25 protein-coding genes are annotated in these 19,829 nt (G+C 58.2%); 13 read left to right on the forward strand and 12 right to left on the reverse strand.

Annotated features, from left to right (window positions below):
* Positions 1-80 precede the first annotated feature (80 nt).
* Positions 81-335, forward strand: a complete 255-nt coding sequence (locus tag ACWKV9_RS13890; RefSeq protein WP_483836690.1) for a hypothetical protein — start codon at positions 81-83, stop codon at positions 333-335.
* Between the two features lie 180 nt (positions 336-515).
* Here ACWKV9_RS13890 and map read toward each other — a convergent pair whose 3' ends face one another.
* From map to ACWKV9_RS13915, 5 genes are all read right to left on the reverse strand, one after another.
* Positions 516-1,325: a type I methionyl aminopeptidase gene (gene map, locus ACWKV9_RS13895; RefSeq protein WP_483836691.1), complete on the reverse strand. Its 810-nt coding sequence runs from the start codon at positions 1,323-1,325 to the stop codon at positions 516-518.
* Positions 1,322-1,576 (reverse strand): ParD-like family protein, encoded by a 255-nt coding sequence (locus tag ACWKV9_RS13900; RefSeq protein ID WP_483836692.1) that lies wholly within the window; start codon positions 1,574-1,576, stop codon positions 1,322-1,324. Before ACWKV9_RS13900 ends, map begins: the two co-directional genes overlap by 4 nt.
* A gap of 78 nt (positions 1,577-1,654) precedes the next feature.
* Positions 1,655-1,999 carry a helix-turn-helix domain-containing protein gene (locus ACWKV9_RS13905; protein ID WP_483836693.1) on the reverse strand — a complete coding sequence of 115 codons (345 nt, stop codon included), beginning with the start codon at positions 1,997-1,999 and terminating at the stop codon, positions 1,655-1,657.
* Positions 2,000-2,380: 381 nt separating this feature from the next.
* Positions 2,381-2,587: a hypothetical protein gene (locus tag ACWKV9_RS13910; protein ID WP_483836694.1), complete on the reverse strand. Its 207-nt coding sequence runs from the start codon at positions 2,585-2,587 to the stop codon at positions 2,381-2,383.
* A gap of 476 nt (positions 2,588-3,063) precedes the next feature.
* Positions 3,064-4,095 carry an Ldh family oxidoreductase gene (locus ACWKV9_RS13915; protein ID WP_483836695.1) on the reverse strand — a complete coding sequence of 344 codons (1,032 nt, stop codon included), beginning with the start codon at positions 4,093-4,095 and terminating at the stop codon, positions 3,064-3,066.
* A 125-nt stretch (positions 4,096-4,220) separates the two neighbouring features.
* Here ACWKV9_RS13915 and ACWKV9_RS13920 point away from each other — a divergent pair, with 125 nt between their 5' ends.
* Together ACWKV9_RS13920 and ACWKV9_RS13925 are read left to right on the forward strand one after the other, a co-directional pair.
* Positions 4,221-5,462: an NAD(P)/FAD-dependent oxidoreductase gene (locus tag ACWKV9_RS13920; protein ID WP_483836696.1), complete on the forward strand. Its 1,242-nt coding sequence runs from the start codon at positions 4,221-4,223 to the stop codon at positions 5,460-5,462.
* Between the two features lie 90 nt (positions 5,463-5,552).
* The gene (locus tag ACWKV9_RS13925) at positions 5,553-6,281 is read left to right on the forward strand and encodes an aspartate/glutamate racemase family protein (RefSeq protein ID WP_483836697.1); all 729 of its coding nucleotides are present in this window, start codon (positions 5,553-5,555) and stop codon (positions 6,279-6,281) included.
* On the opposite strand, the gene ACWKV9_RS13930 is transcribed toward ACWKV9_RS13925, so the two are convergent.
* The 3 genes from ACWKV9_RS13930 to ACWKV9_RS13940 form a co-directional block, all read right to left on the reverse strand.
* Positions 6,282-6,719: a GNAT family N-acetyltransferase gene (locus ACWKV9_RS13930; protein ID WP_483836698.1), complete on the reverse strand. Its 438-nt coding sequence runs from the start codon at positions 6,717-6,719 to the stop codon at positions 6,282-6,284.
* A gap of 153 nt (positions 6,720-6,872) precedes the next feature.
* Positions 6,873-7,139, reverse strand: coding sequence for a PepSY domain-containing protein (locus ACWKV9_RS13935; protein ID WP_483836699.1), 267 nt, complete (start codon positions 7,137-7,139; stop codon positions 6,873-6,875).
* 103 nt (positions 7,140-7,242) lie between these two features.
* Complete coding sequence (locus tag ACWKV9_RS13940) at positions 7,243-7,431, reverse strand: hypothetical protein (protein ID WP_483836700.1); 189 nt, start codon at positions 7,429-7,431, stop codon at positions 7,243-7,245.
* Positions 7,432-7,645: 214 nt separating this feature from the next.
* Between ACWKV9_RS13940 and ACWKV9_RS13945 the strand changes: the two genes are divergently transcribed.
* Complete coding sequence (locus tag ACWKV9_RS13945; protein WP_483836701.1) at positions 7,646-9,454, forward strand: monovalent cation:proton antiporter-2 (CPA2) family protein; 1,809 nt, start codon at positions 7,646-7,648, stop codon at positions 9,452-9,454.
* A gap of 799 nt (positions 9,455-10,253) precedes the next feature.
* Here the strand turns inward: ACWKV9_RS13945 and ACWKV9_RS13950 are convergent.
* Together ACWKV9_RS13950 and moaB are read right to left on the reverse strand one after the other, a co-directional pair.
* The gene (locus tag ACWKV9_RS13950; RefSeq protein ID WP_483836702.1) at positions 10,254-11,468 is read right to left on the reverse strand and encodes a molybdopterin molybdotransferase MoeA; all 1,215 of its coding nucleotides are present in this window, start codon (positions 11,466-11,468) and stop codon (positions 10,254-10,256) included.
* Positions 11,469-11,471: 3 nt separating this feature from the next.
* Positions 11,472-12,011 (reverse strand): molybdenum cofactor biosynthesis protein B, encoded by a 540-nt coding sequence (moaB, locus tag ACWKV9_RS13955; RefSeq protein ID WP_483836703.1) that lies wholly within the window; start codon positions 12,009-12,011, stop codon positions 11,472-11,474.
* A 79-nt stretch (positions 12,012-12,090) separates the two neighbouring features.
* On the opposite strand from moaB, the gene mobA reads away from it, so the two are divergent.
* Both mobA and ACWKV9_RS13965 read left to right on the forward strand, forming a co-directional pair.
* Positions 12,091-12,684: a molybdenum cofactor guanylyltransferase MobA gene (gene mobA / locus ACWKV9_RS13960; protein WP_483836704.1), complete on the forward strand. Its 594-nt coding sequence runs from the start codon at positions 12,091-12,093 to the stop codon at positions 12,682-12,684.
* A gap of 88 nt (positions 12,685-12,772) precedes the next feature.
* The gene (locus ACWKV9_RS13965) at positions 12,773-12,994 is read left to right on the forward strand and encodes a YgdI/YgdR family lipoprotein (RefSeq protein ID WP_483836705.1); all 222 of its coding nucleotides are present in this window, start codon (positions 12,773-12,775) and stop codon (positions 12,992-12,994) included.
* Positions 12,995-13,144: 150 nt separating this feature from the next.
* Here the strand turns inward: ACWKV9_RS13965 and ACWKV9_RS13970 are convergent, their stop codons facing one another.
* The gene (locus ACWKV9_RS13970) at positions 13,145-14,035 is read right to left on the reverse strand and encodes an RluA family pseudouridine synthase (protein ID WP_483836706.1); all 891 of its coding nucleotides are present in this window, start codon (positions 14,033-14,035) and stop codon (positions 13,145-13,147) included.
* 463 nt (positions 14,036-14,498) lie between these two features.
* Between ACWKV9_RS13970 and ACWKV9_RS13975 the strand changes: the two genes are divergently transcribed.
* A complete protein-coding gene (locus ACWKV9_RS13975; protein ID WP_483836707.1) occupies positions 14,499-14,765 on the forward strand; it encodes a hypothetical protein in 267 nt (88 codons plus the stop codon).
* A 39-nt stretch (positions 14,766-14,804) separates the two neighbouring features.
* On the opposite strand, the gene ACWKV9_RS13980 is transcribed toward ACWKV9_RS13975, so the two are convergent.
* The gene (locus ACWKV9_RS13980; protein ID WP_483836708.1) at positions 14,805-15,041 is read right to left on the reverse strand and encodes a glutaredoxin family protein; all 237 of its coding nucleotides are present in this window, start codon (positions 15,039-15,041) and stop codon (positions 14,805-14,807) included.
* Between the two features lie 233 nt (positions 15,042-15,274).
* On the opposite strand from ACWKV9_RS13980, the gene ACWKV9_RS13985 reads away from it, so the two are divergent.
* From ACWKV9_RS13985 to ACWKV9_RS14010, 6 genes are all read left to right on the forward strand, one after another.
* Positions 15,275-15,589 (forward strand): ElaB/YgaM/YqjD family protein, encoded by a 315-nt coding sequence (locus ACWKV9_RS13985; RefSeq protein WP_483836709.1) that lies wholly within the window; start codon positions 15,275-15,277, stop codon positions 15,587-15,589.
* Between the two features lie 5 nt (positions 15,590-15,594).
* Complete coding sequence (locus tag ACWKV9_RS13990; protein WP_483836710.1) at positions 15,595-15,987, forward strand: phage holin family protein; 393 nt, start codon at positions 15,595-15,597, stop codon at positions 15,985-15,987.
* Complete coding sequence (locus ACWKV9_RS13995; RefSeq protein ID WP_483836711.1) at positions 15,984-16,325, forward strand: hypothetical protein; 342 nt, start codon at positions 15,984-15,986, stop codon at positions 16,323-16,325. The genes ACWKV9_RS13990 and ACWKV9_RS13995 overlap by 4 nt, the downstream gene beginning before the upstream one ends.
* Positions 16,326-16,447: 122 nt before the next feature.
* Positions 16,448-17,611, forward strand: a complete 1,164-nt coding sequence (locus ACWKV9_RS14000) for an EAL domain-containing protein (RefSeq protein ID WP_483836712.1) — start codon at positions 16,448-16,450, stop codon at positions 17,609-17,611.
* Positions 17,612-17,683: 72 nt separating this feature from the next.
* A complete protein-coding gene (locus ACWKV9_RS14005; protein WP_483836713.1) occupies positions 17,684-19,015 on the forward strand; it encodes a deoxyguanosinetriphosphate triphosphohydrolase in 1,332 nt (443 codons plus the stop codon).
* A gap of 294 nt (positions 19,016-19,309) precedes the next feature.
* Entirely contained in the window at positions 19,310-19,708 is a 399-nt protein-coding gene (locus ACWKV9_RS14010) for a response regulator (RefSeq protein ID WP_483836714.1), read from the forward strand.
* The last annotated feature ends 121 nt before the right edge of the window (positions 19,709-19,829 follow it).

Raw genomic sequence — 19,829 nt, forward strand, 5'->3', positions numbered from 1 at the left:
TCAGAAAATCCAAACAAATGCGTGATCCAGTGGTCCCAATTTACATGCAGCGCTCATGACACCAGCAAAGCGAGGTAAATATGACCATCGATAACGCACTTAAAAAAGAAGTTCTCACCCGCCTGCTCCACGCTCATCCGGCCGGTCTCGGCAAGGAAGTACTGGATAACTACAGGGGCGAACATGCAGTAGCCGATACCTTGGAACACTTGCAGCAGCACGGCCTGATTCACGACGGCAGTGTGGACAAGGCCAGCAAAGGCGATCGATCGTTGCACTACCCTATCAAGCTAAGTTCTGCAGGGGTCGTGGCCGCTAAAAGTCTCGATCATTGACCTGTTTGATTGGCAAAAAAACCCCGGCTCAGGCCGGGTTTTTTTGTCTGGAATCTGGTGTTCTCCCCAAGTGCTGCGGGCCTGATCATCCATGAGCCGGTCAGGCCACAACACTACAGGGGAACGAGACGCAGACTACATGCGAAGTCGGAGAATCTCACCCCGGCAATTGTGACTTAATTAGTCCGTCACCGTGACAAACGACGCAACTGCCGGGTAATCGCCTGTGCCGTCTGGCCACGGCGTCAACAGCTCAAAGCCGGTTTGCGTCACCGCCACCATGTGTTCCCATTGCGCCGAAAGCGAACCGTCGCGGGTTAGTACAGTCCAGCCATCGTCCAAAACATGAGTGCCCGGTTTGCCGGCATTAATCATTGGTTCGATGGTGAACACCATGCCCGGCTTCAGTCGCATACCCTTTCCCGCAGCGCCGTAATGCAATACCTGGGGCTCTTCGTGATACTTGCGCCCGATCCCGTGACCGCAGTATTCGCGTACCACGCTGAATCCTTCTCGGTAGGCGACGGTTTGGATGGCGTGACCGATATCCCCCAGCGTCGCTCCAGGTTTCACCGCGTGGATGCCGGCAAGTGTGGCCTCATACGTCGTATCGACAAGGCGCTTGGCCAAAGGGCTGACATCACCTACCAGGTACATGCGGCTGGTATCGCCATACCAGCCGTCTTTGATGACCGCTACATCTATATTTATGATGTCGCCGTCCTTGAGGATGTCCTCAGAAGAGGGAATGCCGTGACAGACGACGCTGTTCGGTGAAATACAGGTGGTCTTGGTAAAGCCGTGGTAGCCGACGTTGGCAGGAATGACCTTCAATTCCTTGACGATGAACTCATTGCAGATATCGTCCAGCGCCTCTGTGCTGATACCGGCCCGGACATGTGGCGCAATCATCGCCAATACATCCGCTGCCAACCTGCCCGCTACCCGAAGACCCACCAGATCGGCTTCGCTCTTGATACTGATACTCATCGGGAGACCGCTCTGTGTTGGGGGATCAAGTCGGTGATATCAACCGGCAAAGCGGATAGCACCTGAGGACCAGCGTTTTCGGCACGAATGAGCAATTGACACAGTTCGCTGTAGTTCAGTGCAGGGTGCAATTCGGCGAGCATGCCGATTCGCATCCAGTGCTCGGCTTGCGCGTTGATTGAGCGGCTGAGCGCTGCGCTGACAGAGCGAAGATTGGCGTGCATTTGTTCGGAAATTTTTACCAGGCCCATGAATATACCTCACGTGGAATATATGAAGCATAAACGTTTCATATATTGTCCAGCAAGGGGGTATCTCTGCAGCGAGGCTCAGGAAGCTTGATCAATATGGGCGTTGCATTCCGAAAGAGACGTTGCCAGTTGGGAAATCGCTCCCTGATCGTCCTCACTCAACGCGCGGTAGTGGGTGATGATGCTGCGCTCGGCACTGTTCAACGATTCAGTGGCCATAGGGGTTTTTTCGCCGGACAGGATGTACAGCACATCGATACCCTTCTTCTTCAGGGCCGCCAGATAATCGGACCGGGGGATGCGCTCACCGCTTTCGTATTTACCTTGTGCATTGGCCTCCACACCACCGATGGCACCGAACTCCTGTTGCGACAGCCCCATGCGTTTGCGCGCCTCTTTTAAGCGTGATCCGAGATCGTTCATAACCCGCTGCCTCAAAGTTGACTATCGTTTACTCAAGACCGCGTTGAACGTCGGGAGTTGCGCTATTTCCGGTATTCGGTCCGACTGTGCTTGCAACCGCTCAAGCATTTTTACTTATGGCCGATATCAAAAACTGAGCGGTGCCATTACTATAGTGGCAACCCGATTTTTTGCAGTTCGGAGAACCCCAAGTGATTACATTTTTGCTGTCCTGGTGCGCTGTATCGGTAGTGGCTACCTTGATCGCTCTGGCGATGATTCGAGCCGGGAAACGACGTCAGCCGCACGCTGATGATTTTGACATGCAGGTCAATTATCCGTTTGCCGCCAGCAACGTACCGCGCAAGCCTGATGCCGGACCGGCAACAAGCCCGGCGCTGCTCACTCGTCACGCGCTTGAGGCTCCATTGAGCTGATTGAGCCATCAACAGCATACTCAGCGGACAGCGAAGCATTGTAGTGGCGTAGCCCCGACGCCAGTGCCAGAAAGTCTTCTCGTTGCATTTCATTGCCCCAGACACTGCTGAACGTCTGTTCCAGCGGGGCACGGACACATTCAAAGCTGTTGTCGATTCGAGCGGTTTGCATGGTCAACTCCGTTTCAATAAATACTGGTTAAACATACAGTATTTGGATAATTGGCCAAACGCAAGCTCCGTTCTGACGAGCGGCTATCGCTTCAAAAGGTCCCGCCGCGCAGCATCAGGCAAGAAGCAGACAGTAATCGGATAGCGCTGCCGCGGCCGTCGGTCGTAGCCTGTAAGTGTCGATCACTGCACTTGCCGAACGAAGGGTTCTCTCGGGTGCAGACCACTTGCCCCAGGAGCCGCGGCCATGAAAACCACCCTAGCTTTCATCATCACTCTTATCCTTGCGGCCATCAGCGCCAGTGCGCTTGCAATGCCATGCGCTCAAAGAGCAGGGGCGCTGCAAGAGGTTCGGGACACACAGCCTCAAGTTCGGCTGCACCTCGCCAGCCAAGAAGCGTCGCCGCAACCGATTGCGGTTCTGCGCAGCCGGCCTGTGCTCTTCAAAGCTTGCGGACAGGTCAATCGCCTTGCGGTTTAAACGTCCGCCAGTTGCCGGAGCCGTTGAAGGTCCTGCGCGGGGATCGCAATACCGTCGCGCGCGGATCTGGCGCGCTGCGCGTAGCGTCGATCACCCGGCAGACGCTCCTGGCCCACGCCCTGCATCTGCCGGACAAGCTCCTCGCTGCGCGTGGCGAAGTCTTGCCCGCGCCCCTTGTCTGGATCGATGACGATGATGAGCTGACCCGTCCAGGGCGTTTGGGCGCCAGGATGTTTGGACCAATCGAACTCGAACGAGAAATTCCCCCCCGTCAAAGCCGCCGCCAATAACTCGACCATCATCGCCAGCGCAGAGCCCTTGTAGCCCCCAAAAGGCAGCAACGCGCCGCCGTCGAGAATGGCTTTGGGGTCGCACGTCGGCTGGCCAGCTCGGTCAACTCCCATGCCCGCTGGCAACATGCGCCCTTCCCTGGCGGCAATCTGCACGTCGCCGTGGGCAATGGCACTGGTGGCCATGTCGAACACAATCGGATTTCCACCGGCACGGGGCGCGGCAAAGGCAATCGGGTTGGTACCGAACAGTGGCTTTTGCGCATCGTGAGGCACTACGCAGGTCATGCTGTTGACCACGCTCAACGCGACCAGCCCTTGCTCGGCGAACGGTTCGACGTCCGGCCACAACGCAGCGAAATGGTGTGAATTACGGATCGCCAGAATCGCGATGCCAGCTGTTCTGGCTTTCTCGACCAGTAGAGTTCTGGCCGCTTCCAGCGCCGGTTGCGCAAATCCGCCCCCTGCATCGACCCGCACGAATGCCGCACCCACGTCCTCAACCGTCGGCACCGCCTGGCCATTGACCCAACCTGCGGCCAGCGACGACAGATAGCCCTTGATACGGAATATCCCGTGGCTGTGAGAACCATCACGTTCAGCACTCGCACAGTTAGCCGCCAGCACTGCGGCAACCTGGGGCGAGGTACCGTGACGTACAAAAATCTGCTCTAAAAGCGCGGTCAGATCAGCGAAGGAAATCATCTGTAGCGCAGCGGTGTCGAGGGGTGCGGACATCTGAAACTCCGGTTGAAGGTGAGAGGTGCGAGTCAGACAGAACAACCCGCCGAGAGTACTGCGTGGTGGCAAACAGGTAAACTGCGGCCCTCACCCGCCCTTCATCAGCCGTTCAAGGATTGACAATGCATTGCCAGACTCTCGTTCTGGGCGCCGGAATCATTGGTGTCTGCTCTGCGCTTCATCTGCAAGCGGCGGGCCACCGAGTAACACTGCTTGACCGTGACGAGCCCGGTCGCGGCACCAGTCACGGCAATGCCGGTTTGATCGAGCGCTCCAGCGTCATCCCCTACGCCTTCCCCCGTCAGCTCGGGAAGCTGGTGCGCTACGGTCTGAATCAACAATCGGCCATGCGTTACAGCCCCGGCTATTTGCTTAAAGCAGCGCCTTGGCTGTTTCGCTATTGGCAGCAGTCGTCCCCCGAGAATCTGGCGAGCGCTGGCCGTGCCATGCTGCCGTTGGTGGAGCGCTGCGTTGTCGAGCACGACTTGCTCGCCCAGGCGGCCGAAATGGGTGGGCTGTTCAGCGCCAAGGGCTGGATCGAGTTCTATCGTGATACGCGTGAGTTGGAGCTGGCAGTCGCTGATGCCAGGTCCAACGACCGTTTCGGCCTGCGCTATGACGTGCTGAACGTGCAGCAGTTGAAGGAGCGTGAGCCGGACTTGCACGGCGGTATTGTCGGCGGCATTCATTGGCTGGACCCTAAAAGTGTCAGCGACCCCGGCGCCCTGACCCGCGGTTACGCGGCCTTGTTCGTGGCGCGCGGCGGCGTGCTGCTCAAGGGTGATGCGCGCAGTTTGCGCCAGCACAACGGGCAATGGCAGGTGGACAGTGAACAAGGCGCGGTCGTTGCCGAGCAGGTGGTCATCGCTCTGGGCCCGCAATCGGCGCAGCTGTTCAAGCCGTTGGGTTATCGAATTCCCTTGGGCATCAAGCGCGGCTATCACATGCACTACGCCTCACTTGCGGGTGCGCAATTGCAGCATTCGGTGATCGATGCGCAGGCCGGATTCGTGCTCGCGCCGATGGCGCAAGGGATACGTCTGACCACTGGAATAGAATTCGCCGACAGTGATGCGCCGCCTAACGACATCCAGCTGCGCCGCTGCGAAGCGGTTGCCCGCACGTTGTACCCGCTGGGGGAACGGCTGGATGCCGAGCCATGGCTGGGACGCCGCCCGTGTCTGCCGGACATGCGGCCGGTGATAGGGCCAGCGCCAAAACACAAAGGACTGTGGTTTAACTTTGGCCATGCGCACCACGGCCTGACGCTTGGCCCGGTGTGCGGTCGATTGCTGGCGCAAATGATGTCCGGCGCCGAGCCCTTTACCGATCCCGCCCCCTACAGCGCCACGCGCTTTGACTGACACGCCAAGGCGCCTCGACCGGCAAGCCGGATGGTTCAGGTTTTGCAGGTTTCTTCCTTCATCACGCTGGTCGCAACCTAAGGTCTTCCCATGCGCATACTGATCGTCAACGTCAACACCACTGAATCCATCACCGAGGCCATCGCCGCCCAAGCACAATCAGTGGCCGCACCCGGCACCGAGATCATTGGGCTTACGCCCCACTTTGGCGCCGATTCGGTTGAGGGCAATTTCGAAAGTTACCTGGCCGCCATCGCAGTAATGGATCGGGTGCTGTCCTACGATCAGCCATATGACGCGGTAATTCAGGCCGGGTATGGCGAGCACGGGCGCGAAGGCCTGCAAGAGTTGCTAGACGTGCCGGTAGTGGACATCACCGAAGCCGGCGCCAGTCTGGCGATGCTGCTGGGTCACGCGTACTCGGTGGTGACCACTCTGGACCGCACAGTGCCGCTGATCGAAGACCGCCTCAAGCTTGCCGGTCTGTTCGAACGTTGCGCATCGGTGCGCGCCAGCGGACTGGCCGTGCTTGAGCTTGAACAAGATCCGCAGCGCGCCGTTGATGCAATTGTCAGCCAGGCGCAGCTGGCGGTCAGGGACGATAAAGCCGAGGTCATTTGTCTGGGGTGTGGCGGCATGGCCGGACTGGACGAGCAAATCCGTCTGCGCACCGGGGTGCCGGTAGTGGATGGCGTGACCGCAGCGGTGATGCTCGCCGAATCACTGGTGCGACTGGGACTATCAACGTCCAAGGTCAGGACTTACGCCAAGCCCCGACCCAAAACCATCACTGGCTGGCCGGGGACGTTTCGCCGCTGATTATTTCTCTGACGATGTCAGGCGTTTCTGAAAAAAGAAGCGCTTGTGGCCAGGCGGATAGTCATCGATATGACCGAATTCGGTATAGCCGTGCTGGCGGTAGAAGTCCGGCGCCTGGAATTCGAAGGTATCGAGCCACACGCCGACGCAGCCTCGTTCGCGGGCGAGATCTTCAGCCCTTTGCATCAGCGTCGAGCCCATCCCCTGCCCGCGGGTTTGTTCGGGCACCACCAGCAACTCGACAAATAGCCAGCGGTACAGGACTCGGGCGTGCAATCCGCCAAGGATCTCGCCACTGACTTCGTCGCGTACCAACAACGCCAGCTTTTCCGAGAGACCATCGCCGGCCTGCTGCGCGTTGTAATCCACAAGTGGCGCCAGGATAGCCAGACGTTCTTCTTCGGTGGGGTTTGCTTTGAGTTCGATCCGCACGCTCATGCGCCGCTTCCTGCTGATAGTGAATGTCGGGCAGCAAGCCTAGAGGCAATCGAGGGCGTGGGTAAAGTGAGGTTTTCGGTCAACTGGCGCAGCGCTGAAACGACAACAGCGCGAACCGGTCGCGCTGTTGTAGGGATTCAACCGAGGGCTGAATCAGTCTTTCTGGTCGCGGAGCACGTTGCCCGACGTACCGTCGATGCGGAACTCGTAGGTCAGGCTGTCGGCCTTGCGCCCTTCGCCTTCCCAGTAGCCGTTGTCATCGGCTTCGATTTTGTAGATCTCGGTGTAGCCCGCCGATTTGGCCTTTTCGATGGCCTTCTCGATAGTAATCCAGCCAGCGCCGGGCTTATCGGCCAAGGCAACCTGGGCGGTGGACAGAGCGGCAGTGGCGAGGATGGCAGCAGTAAGTTTTTTGATCATCTTGAACTCCAATTCCCTTTTCGGGCTTTATGACTTGCGGGATTTTGGAGTTCACGAGGGAAAAAATAGTTCAGGCCGCTTTGTGTAACCCGGTGCGTCGGCCTCAGTGCTTGACCTTGCGCCGCATGATGCCGTTGATGACCACGACCACGACAGCCACGAAAATCGCGATGTACTGGAAGGTCTGCTCAGTGATCACGCCGCTGTTCTGCAAATGCGACAGACCCAACATGATCGCCAATACCGCCAGGGCGATGATGATCGAATAAATCAAACGCTGCTTATTGGTCATTGCTGTTTTCCTGAAAGCTCTTGGAATCATTCACCCGGGGCAAATGCGCGCTCATATTACGCCGTTATGCAGCCCCGGACACTACCGGGACGAGGATGCAGCCAATTGCCGCGCTTAATCGGTCATCCCCCCGTGGTTTAATACCGATTGTTTCTGCATTCCTATTGTCGTGTTCCCCACTTTCCCACTTACGTTATTCACTAAGGAGTTCCCAATGGCCGATGAAGGCAGCCTGCTACAGGCCGCAGTCGTGTTTTTATGCGCCGCCGTGCTGGCAGTTCCGTTGGCCAAGCGCCTGCAACTGGGCGCTGTTATCGGTTATCTCATTGCCGGTGTGATCATCGGCCCTTCAGTTCTTGGGTTGATCGGCAACACACAAAGCGTTGCGCATATTTCCGAACTCGGCGTGGTTCTGCTGCTGTTTATCATCGGCCTGGAACTGTCCCCCAAGCGGCTATGGGTCATGCGTAAATCAGTGTTCGGCGTGGGCCTTGCTCAAGTGATGCTGACCGGCGTGGTGATCGGTTCTGTAGCGCTGTTCGCCTTCGGCCAACCGCTCAATACAGCGGTAGTCCTGGGTTTGGGCCTGGCGTTGTCGTCGACCGCTTTCGGCCTGCAAAGCCTGGCCGAACGCAAGGAACTCAACGCGCCCCACGGTCGTCTCGCGTTCGCCATTCTGTTGTTCCAGGACATCGCCGCCATCCCGCTGATCGCCATGGTGCCGCTGCTGGCCGGAGCCGATCACGACCCCGCCTCGGGAAGTCAATTGAGCCACGGTCTGCAAGTGCTGGGGGTGATTGCGATCGTGGTGATCGGCGGCCGTTATTTGCTGCGTCCTGTGTTCCGGATCGTCGCCAAGTCCAAATTGCAGGAAGTGTCCACCGCCACCGCGTTGCTGGTGGTGATCGGCACGGCGTGGTTGATGGATCTGGTGGGCGTTTCCATGGCTCTGGGTGCGTTTCTTGCCGGTCTGCTGTTGGCAGATTCTGAATACCGCCATGAGCTGGAATCGCAGATCGAGCCGTTCAAAGGGCTGCTGCTGGGACTGTTCTTTATCAGTGTTGGCATGGGCGCCAACATCGGCTTGCTGTTCAGCGCACCGCTCACAGTGATCGGCCTCACGTTGCTGCTGATTGCATTGAAGTTGCCACTGCTGTTTGTGGTTGGGCGGCTTGCCGGTGGGTTGGGCAAACAAAGCGCGCTGCGCCTAGGCCTGGTGTTGGCGGCCGGTGGCGAATTCGCCTTCGTGGTGTTCAAGATCGGCCGTGATCAAGGTTTGTTCGAAGCACAACTTTACGACCTGCTGGTGCTGACCATCACGCTTTCCATGGCCGTTACGCCCCTGCTGTTGCTGGTCATGGCGCGCTGGTTGAAACCCAAAGCGGTGGTCAGAGAGGTCCCGGACGAATACCGCGACATCGAATCCGACAATCCTCGCGTGGTGATCGCAGGCATGGGCCGCATGGGGCAAATCGTCGCGCGGATCCTGCGGGCGCAAAACATCTCATTCGTGGCCCTCGACACCTCGGTTGAGACCATCGAGTTCACCCGCAGCTTCGGTAACGCGCCGGTGTTTTATGGCGACCCGCTACGCCCGGAAATCCTGCGCGCGGCGAAGGTCGATGAGGCAGAGTTCTTCGTCATTGCCACGGACGATCCCGACGCCAACATCAAGACCGCTGAGCTGGTGCGCAAGCTGTATCCGCACATGAAAATCATCGCCCGCGCACGTAACCGTCAGCACGTACACCGGCTGATGGACGTCGATGCGCAAGCGGTTCGTGAGACATTTTATTCCAGCCTGGAAATGACCCGCCGCACGTTGGTGGGCCTGGGGTTGAGCCAGGCGCAGGCCGACGCTCGCATCAGCCGCTTCAAACGTCACGATGAACAAGTGCTTAACGCCCAACATCTGATTTACGACGACGCGGTGAAGGTCAAACAGTCCGCCCTCGAAGCGCGCAAGGAACTGGCCGAACTGTTCGAAGCCGACCGCCTGGATGAGGAAGCAGCCAAGGCGTGAGCATTCCCCTGTAGGAGCAAGCTTGTTCGCGAGACGTCAGGCCTGACACACCGCATTTACCGCCTCGCCAACAAGTTGGCTCCTACAGAAGCCCACGCCATACGCCGTCCCTGTAGGAGCAAGCTTGTTCGCGAGACCTCAGGCCTGACACACAGCATTTACCGCCTCGCCAACAAGTTGGCTCCTGCAGAAGCCCACGCCACACGCAGTTCCTGTAGGAGCGAACTTGTTCGCGAGACGTCAGGCCTGACACACCGCGTTTACCGCCTCGCCAACAAGTTGGCTCCTGCAGAAGCCCACGCCATACGCCGTCCCTGTAGGAGCGAACTTGTTCGCGAGACGTCAGGCCTGACACACCGCATTTACCGCCTCGCCAACAAGTTGGCTCCTGCAGAAGCCCACGCCATACGCCGTCCCTGTAGGAGCAAGCTTGTTCGCGAGACCTCAGGCCTGACACACAGCATTTACCGCCTCGCCAACAAGTTGGCTCCTGCAGAAGCTCACGCCATACGCAGTTCCTGTAGGAGCGAACTTGTTCGCGAGACGTCCGGCCTGACACAACGCATTTACCGCCTCGCCAACAAGTTGGCTCCTGCAGAAGCCCACGCCATACGCAGTTCCTGTAGGAGCAAGCTTGTTCGCGAGACGTCCGGCCTGACACAACGCATTTACCGACTCACCAACACATTGGCTCCTACAGAAGCCCACGCGCTACGCAGTCCCTGTAGGAGCGAACTTGTTCGCGAGACGTCAGGCCTGACACACCGCGTTCACTGGCTCGCCGCCGAGTGTTCCGGGATCAACCCAACACTTCACTCAACGGAATGAAATTCAGCAAATCGCCCTCGGCCACCGTGGTGCCTTCCAACACTTCGATCAGGCCATCAGCCCACGCAGCGCTGCGCAGGACGCCTGAACTCTGGTTGCGATAAGCGAACACGCGACCCTGTTCCAGCCTGCCACGCAGGTATTCGCGGCGCGTACCTGGCTTGTCCCAGACGAAGCCCGCTGGCACTTTGAAGTGCAACGGCCTGACCTTTTTCACACCCAGCCTGCGCAGCAAGTAGGGCCTTGCGAGCAGGGCAAATGTCACAAGCGTCGAGGCTGGATTGCCCGGCAGGCCGATCACAGGCACGCCGCGAAAATGGCCGAAGGTCAGGGGTTTGCCGGGTTTGATCGCAAGCTTCCACAAAGATAGCTCGCCCTCCTCGCGCAGGGCCTTGCCGAGAAAGTCGGCCTCACCCACCGAAACACCGCCGGTGGAGAGAATCAGATCGACGTCGTTCAGGCTGCCCAATGCGGCGCGGGTTTTGTCCATGTCGTCTGGCAGGATGCCTGCGTCAATCACCTCACAACCCAGGCGCTTGAGCCAGCTGCACAGCAATACGCGATTGCTGTTGTAGATCTGCCCCGGGCCGAGCGGCTGACCAGGCTCGATCAGTTCGTCGCCGGTGGACAGCACCGCCACTCGGGGGCGACGTACCACGTCCAGTTCGCCCAGACCCATGGTCGCGGCGAGGCCCAGCTCAATCGGGCCCATCACGGTGCCAGCGTCGAGCACAGTATCGCCGACAGTGGTTTCCTGGCCTTTGGGGCGAATGTTCTGCTTCGCCTGCATCGGCTCGGTGAAGCGCACGCGTTCGTCGCCCATGACTTCGGCATTTTCCTGCATTTCGACGCAATCAGCGCCCTCAGGAACAGGGGCGCCGGTAAAAATTCGCGCGCAAGTGCCTGGCTGCAATGGGTCGGGGGCCTGGCCTGCGAAGATCCGCTGCGTGACGACCAACGGCTCGCCTGTCCAGTCCGCCAGGCGCAGGGCGTAACCGTCCATGGCGCTGTTGGGCCACGGCGGCAGATCGAGGCTGGAAATAAGATCATCGGCCAGCACCCTGCCCTGCGCGTCGGCCAAAGCAACGCGCTCACGCTCAAGAATGGGTGCAGATTCGGCCATGGACATGAGTCGCGCCATCGCCTCTTCGACGGGGATCAGGCCCGACTTTTCAGGTGCGCTCATCGGTCAACCTCGGGTCGCGCAAGGCTCGGTTTTTTTCAGGTGCGGTACGAAATTGCACGGACGAAAACGCGAATCCAGTTGCTGGGCGAGAATACCGTCCCAGCCAGTACGCACAGCGTTGGTTGAGCCCGGCAGACAGCAGACCAGCGTGCCGTTGGCCAGGCCTGCCAAAGCGCGAGATTGAATGGTTGAAGTACCGATATCCGGTACGGAGATCTGGCGGAACAGCTCGCCGAAACCGTCCACTTGCTTGTCCAGCAAACAGGCCACAGCTTCAGGGGTACTGTCGCGGCCGGTGAAGCCGGTGCCGCCGGTGATCAATACGACCTGCACTTCATCGTCGGCAATCCAGGTCGCGACTTGCGCGCGGATTTTATAAAGATCGTCCTGCAGCAGCACTCGCTCGATCAGGCCATGACCGGCTTCGGTCAGGCGGTCGACGAACATCTGTCCGGAGGTGTCGGTTTCGCGGGTGCGGGTGTCGCTGACCGTCAAAACGGCAATATTCAGGGGTACGAAAGGTGTGTCTGCCTTGGCTTTCATCGGCTAGGTCCGGTTGTAGGGAAAACAGGCGGGTGTTATATCACAGCACTTCTTTTTTGCTGCTCTGGTCGAGTCCGCCATGCCCCCGATTAATGCTCTCGCTCCGTGTTCAATTGTGCTGCTGGCTGGCGGTCGCGGCCAACGCATGGGCGGGCAGGACAAGGGCTTGATTGACTGGCGCGGGGAACCGTTGATTGCCCATGTGCAAAGGCTGGTGCGGCCGCTGACCGATGACTTGATCGTGTCGTGCAATCGCAATCTGGAACGCTATGAGCCTTACGCTGACCGACTGGTCCACGATGATCAGGCAGACTTTCCGGGCCCTTACGCGGGCATCCGCGCGGGGCTGACGGTAGCGCGTCACGACTTCGTCCTGATACTGCCATGCGATGCGCCGTTGCTGGATGTCGCCCTGATCCAGGGACTTCGGGAAACCGCGCAGGCAAACCCGAATAAACCGGTCATGGTGCGCCAGGGCGAACAATGGGAGCCGTTGCTGTGCATCATTCCTCGGGTTCTCGCCCAGGCCTTCGAACGCGATTGGCAGGATGGCCAGCGCAGCCCGCGCAAAACCATGGCCCAACTGGGCGCCGTCGCCCTGCAATGCGAAGCCAATGATCCTCGCTTGGCGAACCTGAACACCCCGGATTTATTGATCCAGATCAACCCGTAAGGCAACGCCGCAGATTTCATGGAACTTTGCCCGCCACGCCCGCGTCAGAAAGCTCACCTACAAAGAATTCCACACCGGAGACACAGTAATGAAACGGACTATCCCTGCAGCTTTTTTGCTCGCCTTGAGCCTCGCGTCGCTTGCCGGTTGCTCATCGCCGACTGTGATCACGCTGAACGACGGCCGTGAAATCCAGGCAACCGACACGCCGAAATTCGACGAAGAGTCAGGCTTCTACGAGTTCAAACAACTGGACGGCAAAGAAACCCGCGTCAACAAAGACCAGGTGCGTACCGTTAAGGACCTGTAAATCTTGATGTAAAGAAAAGCCCGCATTCGTGCGGGCTTTTTTGTCGGTCGGCAAAGTACTCTGTAGGAGCCAACTTGTTGGCGAGCCACTTGACTCGGTTTACCAAAAGACCGTCTCGCGAATAAATTCGCTCTTACAGGGCGCGGCTTTTCACCAATCCAGCGTCAGCTCGCTGTGAAAATCCCGCTCCTGGCCCGTCAGCGGATCGACAAACTTCAGACTCTTGGCCAGCAACTTCAGCGGTCGATCAAAATCGTCCGGCGCATCTTTCAGCACCTCTGGGTAAAAAGGGTCGTTGCAGATTCCGGCGCCCAATGCGGCCATGTGGACCCGCAATTGGTGCTTCTTGCCGGTCACCGGATACAGCCCGTAACGCCATAATTCGCCGTTACGCTCAAGTACCTCAATAAGGGTTTCGGTGTTGCTGTCCCCTGCCCCCTCCCGCATGCGGAAAAATGGTTCGCCCTCGACCAGCCGGGTTTTGTGCAACTTCGGAAACTCCATATCCGGCAGTGCAGGCGCGATGGCCTCGTAGCATTTTTCAATCTTGCGCGTAGGAAACAACGCCTGATAAGCCGCCCGCGTCCGCTTGTTGGCAGAGAACAACACCAGGCCTGCGGTGTGGCGATCGATCCGGTGCAACGGCACCAGATCGGGATTATCCAGCCGATGAATCAAGCGACGCAGTAGCGTCTGTTCGACATATTCTCCGGCAGGAGTAACCGGCAGAAAGTGCGGTTTATCGGCCACCACTAAATGCTCATCGGCGTAGAGGATCGTTTCCAGCACCGGAATCGGCGTCTCGTTGGGCACTTCCCGGAAGTAATGAATGCGCAGTCCTTCGCGATACGCCAGGTCCTGAGCAATCGGCTGGCCCTCTGCATCCAGCACCCGACCGCGCGCAATGCGGTCCAACCACTGCTCACGGCTGATCGCGCCAAAGCGATCACACAGGCAATCCAGGACAGTTGCCCATGGTCCGGCGGGCAAATACAACGTGCTGGCCTGAAGATGGGCGGCGGTGAAGGCAGATTCGGACATTAGGTGACTCAAGGATCGTTGGCAGATCGACATTATCACTCAGAGTTTCCGGGCGATGCGACAACCGAGCGCACCGATCTGCGCCGTGGCTCTGGATCAGGCATTCCAGCTACCTGCGACGACATGCCGCACGCTAAATCGGCGCCAGTTGTCAGACAACTACATGACACGGCTGGAAGCCGAATTTGATTTGTTCTAAAATGTTTCTAAATCGGCAAGCTGGCGCAGGAACGAACGACAACGATCGCTTTCGTTCTCGGTTTCGAAAACGCCGCAAGACCTGACTACATAAAAAGAAAGCCCGTCATCGACGGGCTTTTTTCGTTTTCAGCATTTGTTCAGCGCGCCATGCCTGAACGCCGAGCTTTTTTACGTCGGCAGTGGCAACTCACGTACGAGAGAGTTGCCATTGCCCACCACAGATTTCTGCTTTCAACTTTTCACAACTTTTGAGGTTATCCCCATGCTGGTTCAACTGTTTCAATGGATCAAACGCCTGTCGACTCGCACTTCGCCGCAGAATGACGAGAACTACTCCGAAACCTTCTCCGGTGAAGAAAGTGATGTCGGCCGCTGGACTTTTCTGTCAATTGCGATCGTCTTCACGCTTAGCCTTTACGTGATTGCAGGCCTGGGCTACTACGCCAAGGTTCACGTTTGGGATGGCATGACTGAACAACAAAAAGAGGCCGTCTCCCAAGCGATGGTTGTCGATACGCAATATCTGTAATCGTCACACGCTGCTAGCGCTGACCGGCACTCGCTGGCTTCAGCGCAAGAATTCCACTACCTGCCCGGCGTCGAATGGCCAGTCCAGTTCGGCGCCGGTGTCAGTACGCCGCAGCACGGGAATTCGCAATCCGTAAGCGTCAGTCATAGCCGCGCTTTCGCCGATATCCACCAACTCGACCATCAAGCCGTGCTCAACCATGGGCATCAACTCGGCTTCCGCGACTTCGCACAAATGACAGCCCAGCGTGCCGAGCAATTGGCATTCAGGCGGCATGAACGCGCCCTCTAAGATTCAGGATAAATTCCAGTTTAGGCCCGCTCACCAATAGCGTCGAGCCCAGTCTCGCACCGCAAATGCTCATAACCCAACGCCCTTCTTTGCTGATGCACCAATCGAACGCAAAACCTCTACCAGCCGTCCGAAGCACGCAGATGTAGCAATTGGAATGAACCTTCAGTAATCAGCCATACTCGAAAACCCATATTGCCACCTCAACGGAGAAAACCATGGTTCGTCCAACTGCAGAGAAAGCCCAAGACATCCTGATGGCCGACTTCCAGACACTGGTTGCCGACACTGAAAAGCTGCTGGCACATACGGCGACCCTCGCTGGCGACCAAGCTGACGAATTGCGTGGGCAGATTCAGGAAAGTCTGTTGCGTGCCCGCGAAACACTGAAGCTGACAGAAGAAGCGCTGCGTGAGCGCGGCAAGGCCGCTGTTATCGCTACCGAAGATTACGTTCAAACCAATCCATGGCAGTCCGTCGGTATCGCCGCAGGTGCCGGTTTTCTGCTGGGTCTGTTGGCCACAAGGCGCTAAATGCTATGAATCTGGGAACGGAATCCGGTCCATCCTCGACCGAAAACACCTCATCACCACGCCGACTCGGGGCTGCGTTCCTGGGTTTGCTGCACAGCCACATTGAGCTGTTCGGCATCGAGTTGCAGGAACAGAAAGCGCGCACCGTAAGCTTGCTGCTGTTCGCAGGCCTGGCGCTGGTGTTCGCACTGTTGCTGCTCATTGGGTTGTCGGCGTTGTTCCTGATTCTGGTTTGGGACAGTTATCGTTTGATGGGCATCGTCAGCCTTTGTGGGTTCTACACACTGGCAGCGCTGTTCTGCGCGATGAAACTCAAATCTGCCATCTTCGATGAGTCCTCACCCTTCCATTCAACACTGGAAGAATTGGCTAACGACCGTGAGCGATTGATGCCATGAGCCTGCCTGAACTGCCTAAAACCAATAATCGCCGTGACCTGCGCAAAGCATTGATCCGCCTGCGCATGGAAATGCACCGCCAGGAAATCCGTCAGGAATCAGCGCAAGTGATGCGCCCTTTGCATCGCATGCGCGGCATGACCCAAGACTGGCAAGGTACGCTCGGTATCAAGCACGGCCCTCTCTGGGGCGTGGGCATCGTTTCATTGCTGGGCTTCCTGACCGGCAAAGGTGCACGCAGTAAACGCACCGGTAGCGTCGGCCGTTTGGTCAAGCTCAGCGCTACGCTGTTGCCTCTGCTCAAGATGGCGATACAAAGCAGCAACCGCCGCCGCTGAGCCAGCCATTTGGCTGCATTCTTGCAAACAAAATCCGCCCGATCCTTTCTCTATTGGTCCGCCAATGGAGAGAGGTGCGTGCTTGCTTGTAAATGACCTTAATCCCCCACTGAGGAGGCCACGTGATCGATGGGCAACCGCTAGCCTGTTTTCAGCCGTTCATCGACACCGCCACTGGCCGCATCGCCGGCATCGAAGCCCTTGGCCGCCTGCGTTTGGAAAACGGCCGTCTGCAATCGGTCGGTCCGCTGTTTGCTGACCCGAAGGTGCCAGCGACCGCGCTACGTCGCCTCGATCGCTTGATTCGTGACAACGCCCTCAGTCGTTTGCACGAAGTACCTGATGACTGGTTTCTCAGTCTGAATATCTCGCCACGCTGGATCAGCCGCCTGCGACCGGGCCAGCCGCTGCCCAGCCTGCTTCAGCTCGAACAGCATGACATCGCCCCCGAACGTATCGTTTTCGAAATCACCGAATTAGGTGGCGACACCCAACGCCTGAGCGATGTGGTTGGGCAATATCGAGATGCTGGCGCACGGATTGCCATCGATGATTTCGGTGCCGGGTATTCCCAGCTCGACCGCGTACTGGCGCTACAACCGGACATTCTCAAGCTCGATATGCGTCTGTTCCAGGCGGCGGCGCGCGGCGGGCCCAGCAGTGATGTGGTGAAGGCCCTGGCGCAGATGGCCGAGAAAACCGGCTGCTGGATCATTGCCGAAGGCGTTGAGACCGAGGCCGAACTCAATTTCGCTCTGGAATGCGGCTCGCGCTATGTTCAAGGCTTTCTGTTCGCCCAGGGCGAGATGGATTTCTTCGCCACCGATGCCTTTGTCGAGCGCTTCGCTACCTTGCGCGATCGCTACGTGTTGCAAAAGGTCGGCGAGCGCGAACGGCTGATGACGCTGCGCAAACAACTGTCCAAATTGATGAACGTGCTGCAAGGTTGGGCAGAAGGCCGGGAGCCCCTTGGCGACTTGCCGCCGCTGGAAGCTTTTCCTTGGCTGCTGCGCTTTTATCAATGTGATCGCCATGGCACCCAGATCACGCCCAACCTTGAGTGGCGCGATGGAGCCTGGCAGGCCGACACCAAATACCTGGGGCATAACTGGTCGTGGCGTCCGTACTTTTATCACCTGCTCGCAGAGGGCTGGCACGAACGCAGACTGACCTTGTCCACGACTTACCGCGATGCCACCAGCAACCAGTATTGCCTTACCGCCGGACAGTTTTTCGATAATGGGGAGCGCCTGTTGCTGATCGATATAGACGGCGCGGGTTTCTGAGCCGATTGCACTTGCAGGCTGCGGGGCGAACCGGGAAGCTAGGCGCGCAAATCACCCGATGGAGTACACGCCTTGGATTGGCAAACCCTGCTTACCCGCGAGCGACTCGGCAAAACCCTGCATAGTCCGGAAGAACTGGGACGCAGCCCTTTTCACAAGGACCACGACCGGATCATCTTCTCGGGCGCCTTCCGTCGACTGGGGCGCAAGACCCAGGTTCACCCTGTCACCAGCAATGACCATATCCACACGCGCCTGACCCATTCACTGGAAGTCAGCTGTGTCGGCCGCTCACTGGGGATGCGCGTCGGCGAAACCCTGCGTGACGCCCTGCCTGATTGGTGTGCGCCCAGCGATCTGGGGATGGTCGTGCAATCGGCCTGTCTGGCACACGATATCGGCAATCCGCCATTTGGACACTCCGGCGAAGACGCCATCCGCAACTGGTTCAAACAGGCTGCCGGGCGCGGCTGGCTGGACGCAATGAGCGAAGTGGAGCGCAACGATTTCCTGAACTTCGAAGGCAACGCCCAAGGCTTCAGGGTCCTGACCCAGCTTGAATATCACCAATTCGAGGGCGGCACGCGATTGACTTATGCGACCCTCGGGACGTATCTGAAATACCCATGGACCGCTCGCCATGCGGACTCGTTGGGCTACAAAAAACACAAGTTCGGCTGCTATCAAAGCGAGCTGCCTATCCTGGAGCAGATCGCAACCAAACTCGGGTTGCCCCAGTTGGAAGAACAGCGCTGGGCACGGCATCCGCTGGTGTACCTGATGGAAGCCGCCGATGACATTTGCTACGCCCTGATCGATCTCGAAGACGGGCTGGAAATGGACCTGCTCGACTACGCCGAAGTTGAGTCCTTACTGCTGGGGTTGGTCGGTGATGACCTGCCGGAGACCTACCGACAGCTCGGCGCCGACGACTCACGCCGACGTAAGCTGGCGATTCTGCGCGGCAAGGCTATCGAGCACCTGACCAACGCGGCTGCCAGAGCGTTCGTCGAGCAGCAGGATGCGTTGCTTGCGGGCACGCTGCCGGGTGATCTGGTCGAACATATGCACGGCCCGGCCAAACGCTGCGTGCTTAACGCCAAGGACATGGCGCGCAAAAAAATCTTCCAGGACAAACGCAAAACCCTGCATGAAATCGGCGCTTACACCACGCTCGAAATCCTCTTGAATGCCTTCTGCGGTGCCGCGCTGGAACAATTCAGTGGCCATACCCTGTCGTTCAAAAGCCGACGCATTCTTGACCTGCTGGGCAATAACGCACCAGAACCAAGCTGGCCGCTGCACACATCGTTTCTGCGCGTGATCGACTTCATTGCTGGCATGACTGACAGCTACGCCAGCGAGATGGCCAGAGAAATGACCGGCCACACCAGCCCGGTATAAACATTGCCAAGCGGTTCACACGGCCCGTTTCCCATCTCGAAATCGGGCCGTTCCTTCATCAACGCAAGACAAATCCGTACACGGCTTCGGATGCGTCCTACAGCAACTTCGGAATCCCCCTATCGCTACCTCTCCCGACCTGCCGAATACTCCGCGAGTCCGGTGCAACGGCAACCCCATCGCTTCACGCCCACCGACACCTCCTGCGGCCTTGTCGCCGTTATCCACCACTGCTGACACGACGTCCGAAATCGAGCCAGTCTCATCTGCGTACATCGCTTTCCGGAAACTCCGATGCTCAAAGAAAACCTTCGAATTCTGCTGGTGGAAGACCATCCCTTTCAGCTGATCGCTACACAGATCCTGCTCAACAATCATGGGTTCTATCGTCTGACGCCCGTCATGAATGCCAAAGAGGCCATGCTTGCGCTGGAGCGCAGCCCAAGCCCCTATGATCTGCTGCTGTGCGACCAGCGCTTGCCGGATCGGAATGGTCTGCAATTAATTGAAGAAGCCAGTCGGCGCGGCCTGATCATTCACGCAGTGGTATTCAGCGGGCTTGCAAAGGCCCGGCTGGAGGAGATCGAACTGCGGGCCGCTGCGCGAGGGCTGCCCTTACTGGGCTGCCTGACCAAGCCGCTGTTTGCGGCCGATCTAACCCGGCTACTGGTGCAAGCAAGACGTTCTCATTGATTCATATGAAGGCTAATAATCCACTGAGTGAATTTTGTAGTCAGTTGCCGGAATACTTGTAGGATAAGTCCGAATCGAAATAACGGCACTATTCGGCAATAACCATTTCGATGACTAATGT

The sequence above is a fragment of the Pseudomonas corni genome, assembly GCF_057128765.1.